Genomic DNA, 13,591 nt, shown 5'->3' on the forward strand with positions numbered 1-13,591 from the left:
AATGAAGAGAATTGCACTTGCAAGTTTGTTCGTCTTGGTTTTAGTTTTAGGAATGGTTGCAGGGAGTGCAGTTAGTCAAGCAGAGCAAACAAAAGCCCTTCCAAACTGCACAAGTTGCAAAACGTGTGGCAAATCTTTGTCTGCTATCCTCCAAGAGGTAAACTCTTGGGAAAAGCGAAATGTGGACATCTCCAAGTATAGTGACATCAAGGAGCTTATTAAAGTAGCCCAGGAACAGGGATATAAAGTGTACGAAGATGGAGTCACAATGTACATCACTAATGAAATGATAAAAGCGATATATGTCCCATTGATCCCTGCCGAGAATGAAAAGGGAATAGATAACTCTACAATCTCTACAGTTGCCATTATCAAAATATTAATGCCTCGCCGTGTTGTTCAGGTCCCCATAATTAATAAAGAAATCGCAGTTGGTTACGAGGAGTTACCTGCTCAATTATATAAGATGTCCATTTATGTGAATAGAGAGAGTAATATTGCCAAATTCACACTTGAGAGGGCATTCTATGACAAGAGCGCTCTAAAAACTCAGAACTCATCCATCACATACGATTTAAATACAAAAGAAATAATTTCAACGTCTTCGGGTTCATCAGGCAAGATAGGGATACAAAGCGAAATTGGAGAGATAGCCTGTGATGTCTTATGCCACTTACTCATTGCGATGGGAGTATATGGTTGTTGTGCTCTCTATCCTCCCGCATGTCCAGTATGTATAGCAGTATATCTAGCTTTAGAAGAGTCAGGCCAATTAACATATGCATTTTGTTTTACAACGTGCGCAAGTTTGACGGGGTAAGCTAAGGAGGGAATAACTAATGAAGACAGCTTATATGTATTTTTCTCTTCCTTTTCTTGTGATTGGAATTGGAGTACTTAACATTCTCGTGCCCTTCAAGGAGTTGAATTACTTAACGTTGTTCGCTCTTGTAACCCTCATTCTCCTCCGTACAGTTCTCCCAAACAGGTTCAAAAACAGGATTATAACTTTCGCGTGGCATTTTGGGATAATATTCACAATAGGTTCCCTCATTTATCCATACAATAGACACCTTGCGTACTCTTACTTTGCCGGCGCTGGCGTGGCTGCAACATTCTATGCTTTTGGCGACAAACTCTTTTACTACGCCCCCCAAATAACTTACGCCTGGATTGGCCTTGCAGCGGGCTTTTTGCTTTCATTAACAGTCTTCAGGGATGAAGTTCGAAGGAATAATGGATTGTTCTTCATTCTCACATTAGGGCTCAGCTTTACAACACTCCTCATTGGGAAACTCCTTAATTACAAACCATTCTCTGATAGAGTACCGGCCATAATAGAAAAGATTAGGGAGGAATGAGCATGGACGAGATCGTTAAACAAGAAATTGGACGGTCAGTACTCTTTTACTTTATTCTCTTTGTTATAGGGGCTAGAGCATGGCAGGCCGGAAAATTAGACATGCCCGCTTACATGGTCTTTGTCGTAACATTCATAATAATCGTGCTAACAATTCCTCAACGAGTGTGGTTCAGGAAGTGGTTGCATGCAAAAAGGAGTTAGGGACATCCTAGTCACTCTAATTAGTGGGTGAAGCGAATGAGGAAAACGTTAAGCTTGCTTGTAATATTGCTTTTGGTTGGAGCGTACTGTGGTATATACGGATATTGGAGATGTTGTGATCAAACAGCTCGTTATTGTGAACCCATGACCGGACCATAGTAGCGGGGGGTAAAAACAATGTCTCCAAGCATATATCTGAAAACAGTAGTCCTCAGCATGTTTTTTGTCCTTTCCTCTCTTGTTTACTATGGAGTTACAAACTCTACCAATTTTACCGAACTTCTACTTCTTGCAGCAATAGCAGTATGGATTCCAACTATTAGTGAAACCCTCTCAAAAAAGCTAAACCTCCAATACAAACGAAAAGCTTCCGGACTTTTTACGTTGATCTTTCTCTTCATGTTAATTGCCTTTTACAACTATAGGCATGGGCTTGATTCGCTAAATATACTGGTTTGGGGAATTATTACAGTCATAGTGTCCATTATGTGGATTTTTGTTAGCAAATGAAGAAGTAAAGAAACATGCGTGAAGGGGAGTAGGAGAGATAAAAATGTGGGGGAGATCATGAAGAGGTTAGAGAATAAGAGGTTTTATTTGGTTCTTATAGTATCTTTATTTTTTACAGTGTTGGCGATATTGGACAGCACGCCGCCTCTTATAGCCTTTGGCACGATAGCGTTCCCCATGGTAATGGGATATTTTCTCATAACTTGGAAGGAATTTCCCGGTATTATTCTAGCGAGTGCAGTGTGGGGCATTATGATGCTGTTAGTAAACTTCCTTGCGGGCTCGTTATCCGAGCAAGTTGTTAGAACTGTTGTTCTAAAGATGTCGAACGCTATTGTCGGAGTATTAGCATTTATAACTTTTGAAAAATTAGTAAGGAAACACGTACGATAATCGGATCATAGGAGGTGTGCAAAATGGAAACAAACAATTCCCTACTCCTCGTTTCCATTTTTGGAGGTCTTTTGGGTATAGTGGCGTTATTAACTGGGCATGTTAAGTACCCCTTCGTGATATTGTACTTCATGCTTGTTTTAATGCTATTACCTGCGATTTTGAAGAAAAACCTGCCTATCAGCACGGCTGGAATTCTTTTGAGCATCCCCTTGGCTTATTTTGCAGTTGAAAGTATCAAAGGTCTCAGTGCATCAACATTATTTTTAGCGGCATTTGAACTTGGCCTAATTGGCATGTATATTGAAATGATCTGGAGAAGATAGATACCTTACTTTTTCTTCCGAAAGCCTCGTCCCTTAGGGTGAGGAGGAGGTCAGTACACTTACTTATACATTCGAGAAGCCCGAATAGCAAAATTTTGTTTGTGTTCTTGCATTTAATTTTGGCAAAAAATTCAATTCACAACTATCTTGACCCCTTCTGTTTCTCTTTCTTCTTTCTTGATTTTCTCAAATGTAAACTTTTCCCAGTTAACCCTACAGGGAGAGCCGTTGAAATTGGCGATCCAATCATTTGGATCAAGAATTATTTTGAATGGCTTTTCTTTTAACTCAAGCCTCAAGATAACAGAGCCATTAACAAAGATTCTCTCCGTGATGCTCTCACTTAGAGTTACAACCTCCACTTCGAGAGGCATTGCAAAACCATTCTCCTCAGTTATGTTGAGCCTTAGAGTGTAGTAGCCGTCATTTTGAGAGACTTTTAAGCTAGAGACGGTGAAATTTGGATAATCTGCTGTATAGAACCACTCCCTGAAGAACCAGTCTAAATCTTCTCCGGTCTTATTTTCGTAAATTTCTCTTATCAGGTTCAGTGTTTCTTCAATTTGGCTGCAATCTTTAACGTGGCAGATCTCAAGGAGCTCTCTAAGCCCTTGAAAGAATGTTTCATTCCCAACCACAAACTGAAGTGAGCGAAGGATGAATCCGCCTCTTTGATAGAGATTGGTTTGGTGGTTTCTTATAGCATTGATCTCAACTATTGGTGTTCTATCCCTTGAGCTGAGACATATCCCCTCCCAGTAGTCCAGCTGCTCAGGCGTTGAATTGTAGAGAGATGATGTGTATGTTGCGAATGACTCATCTAAAAGTCCAAGCTCTGCATACTCACCAAACCAGTTGTGGGCAACCTCATGAGGAATAACATTCTCAAATTGTGTTCCTACTGCCCCTCCATAGAGTCCAAATCCTTCAATTTCACTTCTATGCCCTTTGATTTTGATGTAGACAAACTCATCGTATGGGTATGGGATTAAGTAGGAAGAATAAAGTTTTAGGATTTTTGCGAGCTCATCTGTTGGATCTGGCTCATCAGTAAGCGCCGTAATTTTTACACTTCTCCCGTCTATTTTTGTTGTTTTCTCATAAACGTTCCACTTTCCCAAAAGAATGTAAAACCTCCCACCATCTGTATGGGACGTGCTTTCCTCTGGGAGGAGCGGTTTGTATTTATCATTTGGAAGTTTCAAAAGACCTGCAAGAGTGTAACTGGATGGATAATGGGAAATCTTAATCGTAGAACTCCCCTTAAGCTTGGATAGGAACATGTAAGCCTCAGGGGGGAGGTAGAAGTAGTCCTTGGTTGATTTCAGGTGCCACTCAATTGGATCTCTCATGTTAATATCGAAGAGGGGTTGATAATGGAAAGTGTAGAAAAGCTTAATTCTCTGGGTGCTTTTGATAGGGCTCACGTTGAGCAGCAGAAGGCCGTATCTCCCATCATAAAACCCTCTTACACTTGCTTTTGCTCCGTAAACTTCAATTTTTTCAATGTTGACCTTCAAGATCGATGAGTTCTCAAAGAGAAGAGGAATCACAGCTGAAGAGGTTAGGGAGAGATCAATCTCTTGAACCCCCTTAATTGTGGCATTCCAGCCGTCAAAAGTTATATACAGCGAGACACTTTCGTTGGCGGCATTGCTACCCCAGTTAACTTCAAAAAGACGTTTGGCATTTACGGTTTCTGAGAACTGGACGTCTTTGAGCTCTACCTTAGAAGGGCTGATACACATAACCATGAGAGCTGCTAGAATTATCCAAATAATAGAACGGATCTTCATACATTTTGTTTTCTATTCCGAGAGATTTAAAAGTTTCGTGGAGAGGTCTTTATGAGGGATTAAAAAGTGCGATTCAAACCAAAGCCTATGAAGAACGATGTGAAATTTGAGTGCAAGTTCTGCTTGGACTGCTGTAGGGGAAGGTTCATTTACCTAACGATACATGATATAGCTAATATTATGAAACACAATCATGATCCGCAGGAGTTTATCCTTTTAACTGCAGAGGAGGGAAAAATACGCTTTGTTTTGGCATATAGGGAGTGGGATCTTGGTTGTATTTTTCACGATCCAGAGACTGGGAGATGTAAAGTCCACGACTACAACCCCCTGATTTGCCAGATCTACCCGTTTATGGTTTCTCATAAGCCCCTTGGCATTGAAGGTGAAGAGCCTTTTGAGTACAAGGGGGAGAAGCTATGGCTTTATTATGATGAGAGCTGTCCGGGGATTGGCGAAGGGAAGGAGGTTATAACGAGGGAGAAAGTAGCAGAAACCGGTCTTAGATTTCAAAAAGAGTTTGAAAAAACGGATTTGGATAGCTTAAACAGTCTTTTGAGCGGTGAAAACAATGGAACTTAGATACAGAAGGGCTTCTTCTTGGGAGTTTGATTTGATAATGAAGGAAGCTGAAAAGTTTGGGGAGCTAAAACACGAGTTTTTCGGAATAGTTGAAGGAAAATTTAGGGATGTCTATGCGGTAAACGAGAAAGTTTGGAGAGAAATAGAAAACCTAAGGGTAAAGCCCTATGCATTTGGATCCTTTGTGGGTACAATAAAGGTGGATAGAAATCTTGTCGAGAAGTTTTACCCAAATATTGAGTTCTTTTATTTTGTTGACATCAAAAAGAACTTTGCTGTATTAAAACCAAAAACTGCTTTTCTTTTTACAACTGGCAAAGATGTGCCTAAAGAAGGGGTCAAAGAGTACAAGTGGCAGGGAAGCAAAAAGCTGGTTATCCTGAACGAAGAAGGCGTGATTCTCGGATTGGGCATCATAAACCCAAAGAGCGAAAAGAAGTTCATTAAAAACATTACAGATATTGGAGACTTCATAAGGCGGCACAAGTAGTGTTAATTTTATAGTTCCCACCGTAAACTTTAAATATCCTTGATATATAATTCCAATTGGTAACTAAAATCACTATTCTCTCTAACTCGCTCAAATCAGATAAATACCAGTTGTGGGGGTGAGAAAGTGATTAAGAGAGTAAAAACTGGTATTCCGGGGATGGATGAGATACTTCATGGAGGAATTCCAGAGAGAAACGTAGTTTTGCTCAGCGGAGGACCTGGAACAGGGAAGACGATATTCAGCCAACAGTTCTTATGGAATGGGCTACAAATGGGTGAACCCGGAATCTATGTGGCTCTTGAAGAGCATCCAGTTCAAGTTAGGCAAAACATGGCTCAGTTTGGATGGGATGTCAAGCCATATGAAGAGCAGGGAATGTTTGCCATGGTAGATGCCTTCACAGCCGGAATCGGAAAGTCTAAGGAGTATGAGAAGTATATAGTTCATGATTTAACCGATATTAGGGAGTTTATCGATGTGTTAAGACAAGCTATAAAAGACATCAACGCCAAAAGGGTCGTTGTTGATTCCGTTACAACGCTCTATATAAACAAGCCCGCTATGGCTAGGAGCATAATCCTTCAGCTCAAGAGAGTTCTAGCTGGAACAGGATGTACAAGTATATTTGTGAGCCAGATCAGCGTTGGGGAAAGGGGATTTGGAGGGCCCGGAGTAGAGCACGGTGTTGACGGTATCATAAGACTTGACCTTGATGAGATCGATGGTGAGCTTAAACGCTCTCTTATAGTGTGGAAAATGAGGGGAACTAGCCATTCGATGAGAAGACACCCATTTGAGATAACCGACAAGGGAATAACAGTTTATGCGAACAAAGTTTTGAAGAGGGGCGGTATTGTAGAAATTTGAGGGGGTGAGAACGATGACAGTTGAGATCCCCCTTAACCCCGTTGGAAGGCAGGAGATTCACCAATTAGAAAGTATCCTCTTGTTTGCGACACTCTTTAGACCAGAGGTTATTGAGCTCATAAAGGATCCAGCGGAGAGGCTAACATGGGTTGACAGCTTAGCCGTTGCAGCTGGAGCAATCGCGAGAGAAAAAGCAGGAATGACAACAAGTGAAATTGCAAGAGAGCTCGGCAGAACTGAGCAGACGATAAGAAAACACCTCAAGGGAGAAAGCAAAGCAGGGCAACTTGTTAGAGAAACCTACGAGCTGATAAAACAAGGAAAGCTCGATGAGCTAATCAAAACTATTGAAATTATTGAGAAAGGTGGCCTTAGGGAAGTAATTGCTAAGGAGGAGTACGAAAGATTAACGCAGGAGTATGAGAGGCTTAAGCTTGAGTACGAGAAGGTTAAGGAAGAGCTTGAGAAGATGAAGCAGACAGTGGAGCTTGAGAGCTTGGAGAAGGCAAGGGAAGAAATTGAAAAATTAAAGAAAGAACTTGAGGATACAAAGGCAGAGCTTGAAAAAGTTAAAAAGGAAAAGAAAGAGCTGGAAAAGGAGCTTGCAGAGGCTAAAGTAAAAATCATGGAGCTGCAGGGCAAGAAAACCGAGGAAGCAAAAATCAAAGAGCTTGAAGAAAAGCTCAAGGCAAAAGAAGAGGAGATCAAAAGGCTAGAAAGATTGGTTGATGAGATAACACGCGAAAAGATGGAGCTTGAAAAGAAAGTTGAAGAGTTTGAGGGCCTTGCCGATGAGTGGAGAAAAGAAAAAGAAGAGCTCGAAAGGAAGGTGGATGACCTATTAATGGAGAATCATGAGCTCAAACAGAGAATTGAAGAGCTTGAGACATACAAGATCAAGTTTGAAAATATCAGAGACAAGATAGAGAAAATAAAGATAGAACTCGAAAAACTTTTGGAGTGATTATCTCTCATTTCTTCTATCAAGTTTTTCTTCCCATGTTAAAATCATGTGGGTGAATGTGCCTTCTTCCTCTTTGATACCTCTTTTGACTTCTGAGACGTGAGCGTACTGAGCCTTGAACTTCTCAAGGATGTAATCAACGGCCTTCTCGGGGTCTGCTTTCTCGCCGCATGTGTAAACATCTAGCGCTGCATATCCCTCTTCTGGCCATGTATGAACGGAAATATGGCTCTCGGCAACAATAACAACTCCGCTAACCCCGGTGGGTGAGAACCTAAAAAAGTAGCTCGCCTTAACTTCCATGTTTCCTGCTTTTGCGGCCTCTAAGAAAATCTCTCTTATTCTGTTTGGATCTTTTAGAACCTCTGGATCGCATCCTGAAGCTTCAACCACATAGTGATATCCGATGGTGTCCATGAGCATCACCTAATCCAGTTATTCACCTTAGGTTTTAAAACTTGTTCTTTATAGTGGCTATTGAATAGATTTTTAAATGCTACGGTGGAGTATCTAAAAAGACAATGCAGTACATTAAAAATCCGTAGAGGTGAACACAATGCTCGAAAATACTCTCAAAAAGCTCGCAACCGCAGATCCTAAAAAAATGATAACTTACCCATTAATTGTTTTTCTTGTAGCGCTTTTAATATTGGTGGTTCATTTTCCAACACTCGGAACAGATCTTAAGGGAGGAGTGGTCATAACTATCCACGGAGGGAATGCAGACGCAAAAGATGTTGAGAACCTGTTAAAAGCGGAAAACTTTGAAGTGACTGTTAGGGAAATTAAGAGCATTACTGGGGACACAAGAGTGGAAGTAAGAGCATCTACCGATGTAAACGTGCAGAGAATGATCGAACTCATAAAATCAAAATATCCAGATGCAGCAATCTCACAAACTCAATTTGGGCCCAGTTTATCAAGAACGGCCCAAGAACAAAGCTTGAAAGCAGTTTCTCTGGCATTTCTAGGAATGGCTGTTGTTGTGTTTTTGTTCTTTAGAGTTCCAGTTCCGTCGTTGACTGTGATATTTTCAGCTCTTTCAGACATGACGATAGCCCTTGCCTTAATGAGCATCTTTGGTTTGGAACTAACCCAAGCCACAATCGCTGCTCTTCTAATGCTCATAGGTTATTCTGTGGACAGCAACATACTCCTTACCACCAAGCTTTTGAGGAGGAAGGAAGACACCGTTGAGGAGGCTTATTTTTCAGCGGTCTCTACGGGCTTCACTATGAGCACCACCACGTTGGGAGCTTTAGCTTCACTATGGGTAATCTCTCAAGCGGAAGTTATCGACATGATAGCCGCTGTATTGATTTTTGGATTGTTGGCTGACTTCATGAACACATGGATACTCAATGCTGGAGTGCTAAGATGGTACATACAAAGGGGTGAGAAGAAATGAATCTAAAGAAGCTCCTCTTGAACGGCAGGGTTCTTTTGCTCATACTCGTTATTGTGGGGTCGATCTTAACAATAATTGCTCAGGGGATAACTTATGGTTTGGACATAAGTGGAGGCGTTGAGATAACCGTACAGCTTGAGAAACCTGTTGACCAGTCAACTATGGAAGAGGTTAGGATTTCTCTTGAGAATAGATTAAACACTCTTGGAGTTAAAGATATCACATTGGAGCCATGGGGAGATCAAATAATAAAAATAAGAGTTGCTAACGTAACAGAAGAAGAAGCAAACAGCATTATAGACACCATAAACCGTCAGGGTGTTTTCTATGCTGAATTCAATGGTGTTATATTTGCAACTGGGGCTGACATAAAGAGGGTAGATCAGGTAAGTTATGAACCTAGAGAAGGGGCTTGGATCGTTCCATTTTCAATCTCTAAAGAGGCTGCAGAAAAGTTTGCACAATTGGCGCTGGGAAAAGTTGGCTATCCCGTGGACATCTTTCTTGATCCACCGGTAAATTCCACTTTGATAGTTTCACAGGAGATATACGCAGTCATGAACTCAAATGAATTTCAGTTTGTACCTGATGCTAAACCTCTACCACAAAGGCTTAAGGAAGCCTTTAACATCGATGTAATCCCTTACAAAAATCAAAGCGTTGAGGAAATAGCCAAGCTTGCCCAAGGGAAAGAAAAGGTTATCCTTGTAGGGGTTAATGGGGAGCTTGAATCAACCTTGAGGAGCTTGGGAATAAAAGTTGAAAAGAGAGAACCAAGAGCTGGGGAGGCTATAGATGAATTTATTAGAAGAATATTAGGCCTTTATGGGCCCTATAGGCTTCAAGAAGGACTTACGACTGGTGAACCTCACACTGAATTGGCGATTTCAATTGGAGGCTCTAAGGAGGACATTGCAGCAATGAGACAGGCTCAGGTTGTTTCGGTGGTTTTGAGAAGTGGATCACTTCCAGTAAAAGTTTTTGTAGAGGGAGTTAACTACATTCCTCCCACATTGGGAGAGCAGTTCAGAAAACAAGTAGTACAGGCTGGAATAGTGGCTTTGTTGGTAGTTGGGTTAATAGTTTATCTCCACTACAGAAAGGCGAAGATAGCTATTCCAGTAGTGCTTACAAGTTTAAGTGAGGTTATTGCAATTTTGGGAGTTGCTGCACTGATAAGGTGGAATCTTGACCTACCAAGTATAGCTGGTATAATAGCGGCCATAGGTACTGGAGTTGATCAGCAAATAGTAATAACAGACGAGCTCTTGGGTGGAAGGAAGAAAGAAAAAATCACAAAGAGAAGTGGAATACTTAAGAGAATGGGAAGAGCATTCTTCGTTATTTGGGCATCAGCAACTACCACAATAGTTGCAATGAGCTTTCTCTTCAAGTTCTTCGTAGGAGGTTTGAGAGGCTTTGCTTTCACCACAATACTGGGGGTGCTCATTGGGATATTGATAACAAGGCCAGCATATGCTGAAATAGCAAAAGTGCTCCTCAGTGAAGAGAGGTGAGAGCAGATGTTTATTGTGATAATGGGTGCTGGAAGGGTTGGATATCTTGTAGCTAAAATGCTGGAAAATGAGGGGCATGACGTTACAATAATTGACATAGATAAGGAGAGGGCCAAGGAGCTCTCCTTCCTTATTAATGGGCTTGTGATTGAAGGGGACGCTACGGATCATAAGACCCTAGAAGAGGCTAATGTGAAGCAAGCGGATGCTTTTGCGGCATTAACTGGAAGAGATGATGCAAACATATTGGCATGCATTCTTGCAAAGCATCTAAATCCTGAGATAAAGACAGTTCTCAGAATAAGTAAACCCAAGAATAAGGAGGTCTTCGAAAGAGTTGAGGATTTAAAAAAATACTTTGATGTAGTAATAAGTCCAGAGGAGATCGCTGCAAACTACATCTTTAGGAGTTTAACAACTCCGGGGTTTGACAGAGTTTTGTTCCCCAAGGAGGGGGCAGAAATCGTTAAATTCCGTCTGGATGATGAAAGTGAAATTTCAGAAAAGTCAGTAAAAGACCTCAACTTACCAAAAGACTCTCTTATAGTGGCAATATATGATGAAAAGGGGAATCTAACAATTCCCTCAGGGGATACGAAACTACCCAAAAAGGGTGAAGTGGTTGTTTTTGCTAAAAATTCTGTCCTAAACGAAATCAAAAAAATCTTTGAACAGAAGAAAAGCAGTGAAGAGCAGACTTGAATTATATCCAAATTAACTCTTGAATCTTTTTTATTGTTTTATCATTTATGCAAAAATTTTCATCTTTTCTGTCCTCCTTTGTGCACCTTTGAGCATAAATTATTTAAAGCATTCACTTAACACTCCTTTGTACTGGTTACTTTCATTAAATTCATCGGAGGGCTTCTCATGGAGACAATCATTAAAGAAATTGTGAATGCCGAGAAAAAAGCTGAAGAAAGAATTGAAAAGGCAAAAGAAGAGGCGAAGATAATAATAAACCGTGCAAAAGAAGAAGCTAAAAAAATTGAGGAGGAAATACTAAAAGAAGCCCAAGAAAAGGCGAACTCTCTTATAGAAGCAAAAAGATCAGAAGGAGAGCAGGAAGCAAAAAAGATTTCTGAAGAGGGTGAAAAGGAACTTGAGGAGATAAGGATTAAGGCCACACAAAACTTTGAACAAGCAATTGAAGAGGCAATAAAGCTCATTAGAGGTAGATGAGAGATGTTTAAACCAGAAGAGATGGCCAAAATAGAGGTGTTGAGCCTAAACAGATATAAGGATTCTATCTTGACTTATCTGCACGAGCAGGGAGTTCTAGAGATTCGAGAAGTTGACGTAAGTATTGCCCAGAAAGATGCTCCAAATGAGTTCTATAGAAAGGCTGCATCTTACAGTATTAGTCTTTCCCGTCTTATAGATTTCTTGAAATCCTACAAGGAACAGGAGAAAGGTGGCATTAAAGGATTCATTTTTCCGGAATTAAAACCAAAGAAAAAATACAAATACAGGGGAATTGAGAACCTAATAAAGGAAATCGAAAGCTTTCTTGAAAATGCTGAGCCAGAAATAAAAAGCGTTGAGAGCAAGATAACTTCTTTGAATACTGAAATAGAAAGATTAAAAACGGAAATAGAAATCCTAGAACTACTTTCAGCATTGGACATTGAAGTTGAATACCTCAAACCTACAAAAAGCGTTGAAATAGTTGTAGGTTTTGTTGAAAAAGACAAGTTTTTACCTCTTATTGAAGAACTAAAAAAAGCTCTCAGTGATAGATTAGCGTATGTTTCAAGAGATCTGAAGGGAAAAGTTCTTGTTGTGATTGCCCTGTTGAAGAGGGACTACGATAAAGCCAATCCCATTCTTGCGAAATATTCCTTTGAGAGAATTGAGGTTCCTGAAGTGGTAGGAAAGCCAAAAGATGCTATAAAAGATCTTCAAAAAGAGATAACAAGGCTCAATAAGGAACTGGAAATGGCAGAAAAAGAAGCAAGAGTTCTCGCTGAAAAGTATCACGACGAGTTGGTTTTCTATCAAGAACTCATGGAGAATGAAAGAGAAAAAGCAAACATGCTGAGCAATTTAGTAAGAACAAACATGACTTTTGCCCTTACTGGATGGCTACCGAGAAAAGACGTTCCCAAAATTCTAGAGGGATTAAACAAGATATCTCGCGGTAAAATTTATGTGAATGTAAGGCCGCCAACACCCGAGGAACTCGATGAAATACCTGTAAAGCTGAAGAATCCTAAATTCATTGAACCTTTTGAAATGCTGACCGAAATGTTTGGTGTTCCAAAGTACAACGAGCTGGATCCCACTCCCATATTGGCGTTCACATATTCGTTTTTCTTTGGTTTCATGTTGACAGACTTTATGTATGGGCTTATAATAGCAGTAGTGGCCGCACTGCTTACAATGGGACACAAAAAGCTTAATGATGGTGTCTACAAGTTCTCAAATGTTCTCCTTTGGAGTGCATTTTTCACTATTGTAATGGGAATCCTCTTTGGCAGTTACTTTGGGGATGCTTTTCAGAGAGCAGGGATCAATGTGCCAGCACTTTTAGATCCGATGAGAGGAGCACTAGTTGTTTTGGGTTTAGCATTGGCAATTGGATTGCTTCATCTCTTTATTGGCTACACCCTGGGATTCATAGTTAAAGTAAAGAACAAAGAAACGGTCAATGCAGTATTAGAGCAACTTCCGTGGATGCTCATAATTTTGGGAGTGATCTTTCTTGCACTCTCAATGGCAGGGTTTACAAGTATTGTACTAGGGCAAGTCTTTTTACTGCCAGGTATTGTCCTCTTTGTAATCTCTGAGATTAGAAGTGATTTGCCAATACTGATGAGACTGCTTATGACGATCTCTGACTTCTTTGGATTTATCGGTAACTGGCTGAGCTACGCTAGGTTAATGGCATTAGCATTGGCAACAGCAGGAATAGCAATGGTAGTAAACATAATCGTGGCAATGATCTGGGGTATTAAAATAGGTCCAGTGCCCTTAGGCATAGCAATTGGTCTGGTGGTATTTGTAGGAGGGCACATATTTTCAACGGCAATAAATGCCCTCGGAGCGTTTGTTCACGCTTTACGTTTACATTATGTTGAATTTTTTGGAACGTTTTACTCAGGTGAGGGTAAGAGGTTTGAACCCTTTAAAGCTAAAAGGGAAGTGTCTGAACTTGAATTAGAGGTTTAG

Annotated in this window: 17 protein-coding genes; 15 read left to right on the top strand and 2 right to left on the bottom strand. The window is 40.5% G+C overall.

Annotated features, from left to right (window positions below; all coding sequences use genetic code 11):
* Window position 1: 1 nt before the first annotated feature.
* From ACZ5NL_RS06905 to ACZ5NL_RS06930, 6 genes are all read left to right on the top strand, one after another.
* Window positions 2-820, top strand: a complete 819-nt coding sequence (locus ACZ5NL_RS06905) for a hypothetical protein (protein ID WP_464841549.1) — start codon at window positions 2-4, stop codon at window positions 818-820.
* A gap of 19 nt (window positions 821-839) precedes the next feature.
* Window positions 840-1,361 (top strand): hypothetical protein, encoded by a 522-nt coding sequence (locus ACZ5NL_RS06910; protein ID WP_464841550.1) that lies wholly within the window; start codon window positions 840-842, stop codon window positions 1,359-1,361.
* Between the two features lie 2 nt (window positions 1,362-1,363).
* The gene (locus ACZ5NL_RS06915; RefSeq protein ID WP_464841551.1) at window positions 1,364-1,564 is read left to right on the top strand and encodes a hypothetical protein; all 201 of its coding nucleotides are present in this window, start codon (window positions 1,364-1,366) and stop codon (window positions 1,562-1,564) included.
* A gap of 177 nt (window positions 1,565-1,741) precedes the next feature.
* Entirely contained in the window at window positions 1,742-2,074 is a 333-nt protein-coding gene (locus tag ACZ5NL_RS06920) for a hypothetical protein (RefSeq protein WP_464841552.1), read from the top strand.
* Between the two features lie 57 nt (window positions 2,075-2,131).
* The gene (locus ACZ5NL_RS06925; RefSeq protein ID WP_464841553.1) at window positions 2,132-2,467 is read left to right on the top strand and encodes a hypothetical protein; all 336 of its coding nucleotides are present in this window, start codon (window positions 2,132-2,134) and stop codon (window positions 2,465-2,467) included.
* A 23-nt stretch (window positions 2,468-2,490) separates the two neighbouring features.
* Entirely contained in the window at window positions 2,491-2,793 is a 303-nt protein-coding gene (locus ACZ5NL_RS06930) for a hypothetical protein (RefSeq protein WP_464841554.1), read from the top strand.
* A gap of 131 nt (window positions 2,794-2,924) precedes the next feature.
* Here the strand turns inward: ACZ5NL_RS06930 and ACZ5NL_RS06935 are convergent, their stop codons facing one another.
* Window positions 2,925-4,589, bottom strand: a complete 1,665-nt coding sequence (locus ACZ5NL_RS06935; protein ID WP_464841555.1) for a M1 family aminopeptidase — start codon at window positions 4,587-4,589, stop codon at window positions 2,925-2,927.
* 66 nt (window positions 4,590-4,655) lie between these two features.
* Here ACZ5NL_RS06935 and ACZ5NL_RS06940 point away from each other — a divergent pair, with 66 nt between their 5' ends.
* The 4 genes from ACZ5NL_RS06940 (at window position 4,656) to ACZ5NL_RS06955 (ending at window position 7,495) form a co-directional block, all read left to right on the top strand.
* A complete protein-coding gene (locus tag ACZ5NL_RS06940) occupies window positions 4,656-5,171 on the top strand; it encodes a YkgJ family cysteine cluster protein (protein WP_464841556.1) in 516 nt (171 codons plus the stop codon).
* Complete coding sequence (locus tag ACZ5NL_RS06945) at window positions 5,161-5,661, top strand: NIP7 pre-PUA domain-containing protein (RefSeq protein WP_464841558.1); 501 nt, start codon at window positions 5,161-5,163, stop codon at window positions 5,659-5,661. Before ACZ5NL_RS06940 ends, ACZ5NL_RS06945 begins: the two co-directional genes overlap by 11 nt.
* Window positions 5,662-5,787: 126 nt before the next feature.
* Window positions 5,788-6,531 carry a KaiC domain-containing protein gene (locus tag ACZ5NL_RS06950; RefSeq protein WP_004066651.1) on the top strand — a complete coding sequence of 248 codons (744 nt, stop codon included), beginning with the start codon at window positions 5,788-5,790 and terminating at the stop codon, window positions 6,529-6,531.
* A gap of 13 nt (window positions 6,532-6,544) precedes the next feature.
* A complete protein-coding gene (locus ACZ5NL_RS06955) occupies window positions 6,545-7,495 on the top strand; it encodes a transcriptional regulator (RefSeq protein WP_464841559.1) in 951 nt (316 codons plus the stop codon).
* Here the strand turns inward: ACZ5NL_RS06955 and speD are convergent, their stop codons facing one another.
* A complete protein-coding gene (gene speD / locus ACZ5NL_RS06960) occupies window positions 7,496-7,912 on the bottom strand; it encodes an adenosylmethionine decarboxylase (protein WP_464843378.1) in 417 nt (138 codons plus the stop codon).
* 139 nt (window positions 7,913-8,051) lie between these two features.
* Between speD and ACZ5NL_RS06965 the strand changes: the two genes are divergently transcribed.
* The 5 genes from ACZ5NL_RS06965 to ACZ5NL_RS06985 all read left to right on the top strand — a co-directional run bounded on the left by ACZ5NL_RS06965 (window position 8,052) and on the right by ACZ5NL_RS06985 (window position 13,591).
* Window positions 8,052-8,903, top strand: a complete 852-nt coding sequence (locus tag ACZ5NL_RS06965; protein WP_464841560.1) for a protein translocase subunit SecF — start codon at window positions 8,052-8,054, stop codon at window positions 8,901-8,903.
* On the top strand, window positions 8,900-10,420 hold the full coding sequence (locus ACZ5NL_RS06970) for a preprotein translocase subunit SecD (RefSeq protein WP_464841562.1): 1,521 nt from the start codon (window positions 8,900-8,902) through the stop codon (window positions 10,418-10,420). Before ACZ5NL_RS06965 ends, ACZ5NL_RS06970 begins: the two co-directional genes overlap by 4 nt.
* A gap of 6 nt (window positions 10,421-10,426) precedes the next feature.
* Window positions 10,427-11,122, top strand: coding sequence for a potassium channel family protein (locus ACZ5NL_RS06975; protein WP_464841564.1), 696 nt, complete (start codon window positions 10,427-10,429; stop codon window positions 11,120-11,122).
* A gap of 168 nt (window positions 11,123-11,290) precedes the next feature.
* Entirely contained in the window at window positions 11,291-11,602 is a 312-nt protein-coding gene (locus ACZ5NL_RS06980) for a V-type ATP synthase subunit H (RefSeq protein ID WP_464841566.1), read from the top strand.
* 3 nt (window positions 11,603-11,605) lie between these two features.
* Window positions 11,606-13,591: a V-type ATP synthase subunit I gene (locus ACZ5NL_RS06985; RefSeq protein WP_464841568.1), complete on the top strand. Its 1,986-nt coding sequence runs from the start codon at window positions 11,606-11,608 to the stop codon at window positions 13,589-13,591.

The sequence above is a fragment of the Thermococcus aegaeus genome, assembly GCF_055393685.1.

What these genes read in the sequence shown, in the direction of transcription:
- ACZ5NL_RS06905 (WP_464841549.1), top strand. Translation starts at nt 2, where the DNA reads ATGAAGAGAATTGCACTTGCAAGTTTGTTCGTCTTGGTTTTAGTTTTA.
- ACZ5NL_RS06910 (WP_464841550.1), top strand. Translation starts at nt 840, where the DNA reads ATGAAGACAGCTTATATGTATTTTTCTCTTCCTTTTCTTGTGATTGGA.
- ACZ5NL_RS06915 (WP_464841551.1), top strand. Translation starts at nt 1,364, where the DNA reads ATGGACGAGATCGTTAAACAAGAAATTGGACGGTCAGTACTCTTTTAC.
- ACZ5NL_RS06920 (WP_464841552.1), top strand. Translation starts at nt 1,742, where the DNA reads ATGTCTCCAAGCATATATCTGAAAACAGTAGTCCTCAGCATGTTTTTT.
- ACZ5NL_RS06925 (WP_464841553.1), top strand. Translation starts at nt 2,132, where the DNA reads ATGAAGAGGTTAGAGAATAAGAGGTTTTATTTGGTTCTTATAGTATCT.
- ACZ5NL_RS06930 (WP_464841554.1), top strand. Translation starts at nt 2,491, where the DNA reads ATGGAAACAAACAATTCCCTACTCCTCGTTTCCATTTTTGGAGGTCTT.
- ACZ5NL_RS06935 (WP_464841555.1), bottom strand. Translation starts at nt 4,589, where the DNA reads ATGAAGATCCGTTCTATTATTTGGATAATTCTAGCAGCTCTCATGGTT.
- ACZ5NL_RS06945 (WP_464841558.1), top strand. Translation starts at nt 5,161, where the DNA reads ATGGAACTTAGATACAGAAGGGCTTCTTCTTGGGAGTTTGATTTGATA.
- ACZ5NL_RS06955 (WP_464841559.1), top strand. Translation starts at nt 6,545, where the DNA reads ATGACAGTTGAGATCCCCCTTAACCCCGTTGGAAGGCAGGAGATTCAC.
- speD (WP_464843378.1), bottom strand. Translation starts at nt 7,912, where the DNA reads ATGGACACCATCGGATATCACTATGTGGTTGAAGCTTCAGGATGCGAT.
- ACZ5NL_RS06965 (WP_464841560.1), top strand. Translation starts at nt 8,052, where the DNA reads ATGCTCGAAAATACTCTCAAAAAGCTCGCAACCGCAGATCCTAAAAAA.
- ACZ5NL_RS06970 (WP_464841562.1), top strand. Translation starts at nt 8,900, where the DNA reads ATGAATCTAAAGAAGCTCCTCTTGAACGGCAGGGTTCTTTTGCTCATA.
- ACZ5NL_RS06975 (WP_464841564.1), top strand. Translation starts at nt 10,427, where the DNA reads ATGTTTATTGTGATAATGGGTGCTGGAAGGGTTGGATATCTTGTAGCT.
- ACZ5NL_RS06980 (WP_464841566.1), top strand. Translation starts at nt 11,291, where the DNA reads ATGGAGACAATCATTAAAGAAATTGTGAATGCCGAGAAAAAAGCTGAA.
- ACZ5NL_RS06985 (WP_464841568.1), top strand. Translation starts at nt 11,606, where the DNA reads ATGTTTAAACCAGAAGAGATGGCCAAAATAGAGGTGTTGAGCCTAAAC.